Below are 3,501 nucleotides of genomic sequence, written 5' to 3' on the forward strand. Positions count from 1 at the left end.
CACGGTTGCCGCCGACGGAATCCCCAACACCTCGGCCGCTTCCAGCAATGACTCGGTAAACTGCACCGCGTCCTCACCGGAGGGAACCACCGGAACCAGCTTTTCTTGAAAGTCGATCACCAGCACGGCCGAACGATCGGCAAACAAGCGGCGCGGAGACAACTGGTGCGGCATGCTGAACCTTGGGGTGAGAGTTTTGCGATCGAGTCTCAGTCGCCCGACTTCGATTTGCCGCTCGGTTTGGATTTTGAATCGCTGGACTTGGATTCCGACTTCGTCTCCGACGTCGACTTCTTGTCCGCTTTGGCAGCCTTCTTGTAGCCCTCACTGCGATAATCGGTTTGATAGAAACCGCTGCCCTTGAACACGATCGCGGCACCGCTGCCGAACAACCGCTTCAGTTTCAATTTACCGCACTCCGGGCATTTCTTCTTGACCGGGTCGTTGATGCCTTGGAACAACTCCATTTCATGTCCGCAGGCACCGCATTCGTAGTCATAGGTCGGCATCGATGTGATTCCAATGATAGATGAATTGCAAAACCAAACTGTCCGTTAGGCAGGTCCCGTGCTGACAACGACTTGGCTGGGTCGGATCACACGATCATGCAGCTTGAATCCACTGACGGCCACGTGTGCCACCTTGCCGCTTTCGACGTCGCTGGGGATTTGCGAAATCGCTTCGTGTACATTCGGATCAAAGACTTCGCCTTCGGCCGGAATCTCAACGACGCCGTGTTTGCCGAGCACGTCGTCCATCTGTTTGATGACCATGGCAACGCCTTCCAACAAGCCGCTGCCTTGCTCACCCGACTGTGCCGCGTCGATCGCACGATTCAAGTTATCGCGGACCTGCAACAGGTCGACGATCAAATCGGTGGAGGCGAATTTGACTTGATCTTCGAAGTCCCGTCGCATCCGCTTGCGAAAGTTTTCGGCTTCGGCCTGTGCCTGCAAGACACGCTTGTCGGCTTCGGCGGCGGCCGATCGCAACCGCTCCATTTCCTCGTCACGCGTCGGAGGCACATCGGCAACCGACTCATCGAGAAATGCTTCATCGGTCGTTTGCTGCTCGGCTGCCGAGACGTCTTCCTCGGGCGGGCTTTCGTTTTCCAGTTCTGTCTTTCCGTCACTATTCATGATTCGCTATCGCAGATTAAATGAACGTTAGAAAAATGTCCTAAAACAGGTCCGCTACCTTTTCAAGAAATGTCTTCCGATGCGGCAACACCGATTCGGAATCCAGATCGGCCAATTTCCGCAACAGCTCTTCCTGCTCTGTGGACAGATGCTTGGGGACCTCGATGAAGACTTGCACCAGCAGATCGCCGACGCGTCCTCCGCGGGGGTCGACCACGCCTTTGCCACGAACGGTGAACACCTCGCCGTTCTGTGTGCCCGGCTCGATCCGTAATTTTTCTGGCCCATCGAGCGTCGGAATTTCGATCTCGGCGCCCAACGCGGCCTGGCTGTAGGAGATCGGCAATTGCAGGATCAGACTGCTGCCGTCGCGTTTAAACAACTCGTGTTCTTTGACGGTGATGAAGCAGTAGCAATCTCCGGGCGGACCGCCGTCGGGACTCGCTTCGCCTTCACCTTGCACACGCACCCGCATCCCGTCGTCGACACCGGCGGGAATCTCGACGGTCAGTTCGGCTTTTTCGGACTGCAATCCGCTGCCACGGCAATCGCTACAGGGTTGGCTGATTTGTTGTCCGGCACCGCCGCAATGGGGACAGGCCGTTTGGACCCGCAGAATCCCCGCCGACTGCACCACTTGCCCGCGTCCGCCGCACGTCGCACAGGTTTCCGGTTGACTGCCGGGGGCGGCACCGCTGCCCGCACAGGTCTTGCAACCGACGTTGCGACGAAACGAGAGATCTTTGCTGACGCCCTTGGCGGCTTCATCCAAGGTCAACGTGACGTTACAGCGAATGTCGGCACCGCGCCGTGTTCGTCGCCGTCGACCACCGCCGCCGCCACGCCCGCCGAACAAATCGCCGAACATGCCGCCGCCACCGAACATCTCTCCGAACGCTTCGAAGATGTCTTCGACGTCGTTGAACTGGCTGTGAGCCCCATCCACGCCGGCATGCCCGAAACGGTCATAGCGAGCGCGTTTGTCGGCATCACTCAGGACTTCATAAGCCTCCGACGCCTCCTTGAACCGCTCGACGGCGTCTTCGGCTTTACTGCTGTCGGGATGGTACTTGATCGCCAGCTTTCGGTAGGCGCGATCAATCTCGACTTTGCCAGCACCCCGGTCGACACCAAGGATTTCGTAGTAGCATTGCTTTTCGCTCATCATCACTCACGGCACACGCCGTTGGGGTGGCGACGCCGCCACGTCGCATGAGGATCGGACAAAAAAGCGGGCCGCTTGCCGATGGTTAGGCAGCGACCCGCTGTAGTAAATGCAAGTCTCCAGGATCGGCTACGCGATCACGCCTTCGACAGGCAGACGGTCTTTGTCTTCCTGTTCAAAGTTCGTCACCAAAGCTTCGGTCGTCAGCAACAAACCTGCGATGCTGCCGGCGTTGGTCAACGCGGTGCGAACCACCTTGACCGGGTCGATGACGCCGGCTTTGTACATGTCGACGTACTGACCGGTGTGGGCGTTGTATCCGATGTTGGTGTCCTTCTGGCTCACCTCGTCGACCACCACGCTTCCGTCGATCCCGCCGTTGTCGGCGATCTGCTTCATCGGGGCGCTGAGTGCATGGAGCACGATTTCGACGCCGATCTTCTCGTCGCCCTTGGCTTTCGACTTGGCCGCCTGGACGGCTTCGGCACAACGCACCAAAGCAACGCCACCGCCGGGCAAGATGCCTTCTTCGACAGCCGCACGGGTCGCGTGCAAGGCGTCTTCCAAACGCGCCTTGGTTTGCTTCATCTCGGCTTCGGTTTCGGCACCGACGCTGACAACCGCAACACCACCGGCCAGTTTGGCCAATCGCTCTTGGTACTTTTCCTTGTCATAGTCGCTGTCGGTTTGCTCGATTTGAGCCCGAATCTGAGCCACACGCTGATCGATGTCGCTGCGTTTTCCGCCGCCTTCGATGATCGTGGTGCTGCCCTTGTCGACCGTCACGTTCTTGGCACGACCGAGTTGTTCCAGCGTGACGTTTTCCAGCTGGATGCCGAGGTCTTCGCTGATCAACGTTCCGCCGGTCAGCGTCGCGATGTCACCCAACATCGCCTTGCGACGATCGCCGAACCCAGGCGCCTTGACGGCACAGACGTTCAACGTGCCACGCAGCTTGTTGACCACCAACAACGTCAACGCTTCGGCGTCGACGTCTTCGGAAATGATCAACAACGGCTGGCCCGTTTGAGCCGTTTTCTCCAACAACGGAACCAGGTCGCGGATGTTGCTGATCTTCTTTTCATACAGCAGCACCAAAGCGTTTTCCAGGTTCGCTTCCATCGTGCCGGGATCGGTGATGAAGTACGGGGAAATGTATCCCTTGTCGAACTGCATCCCGTCGACGTAGTTGACTTC

General features: G+C 58.2%; 4 protein-coding genes. All 4 read right to left on the reverse strand.

All coding sequences use genetic code 11. The annotated features are described in order from the left end of the window. Nucleotides 1–209 precede the first annotated feature (209 nt). Nucleotides 210–509 (reverse strand): FmdB family zinc ribbon protein, encoded by a 300-nt coding sequence (locus tag ABX749_RS26290; protein WP_372898618.1) that lies wholly within the window; start codon nucleotides 507–509, stop codon nucleotides 210–212. A 45-nt stretch (nucleotides 510–554) separates the two neighbouring features. After that, complete coding sequence (gene grpE, locus ABX749_RS26295; protein WP_372898619.1) at nucleotides 555–1,139, reverse strand: nucleotide exchange factor GrpE; 585 nt, start codon at nucleotides 1,137–1,139, stop codon at nucleotides 555–557. 40 nt (nucleotides 1,140–1,179) lie between these two features. Next, a complete protein-coding gene (dnaJ, locus tag ABX749_RS26300) occupies nucleotides 1,180–2,304 on the reverse strand; it encodes a molecular chaperone DnaJ (protein WP_145223236.1) in 1,125 nt (374 codons plus the stop codon). A 129-nt stretch (nucleotides 2,305–2,433) separates the two neighbouring features. After that, nucleotides 2,434–3,501 (reverse strand): chaperonin GroEL (groEL, locus tag ABX749_RS26305; RefSeq protein ID WP_372898620.1); only part of this gene is annotated, 1,068 nt, incomplete at its 5' end.

Origin of the sequence: Stieleria sp., from assembly GCF_041595215.1 — a bacterium.
Classification (GTDB): domain Bacteria; phylum Planctomycetota; class Planctomycetia; order Pirellulales; family Pirellulaceae; genus Stieleria; species Stieleria magnilauensis.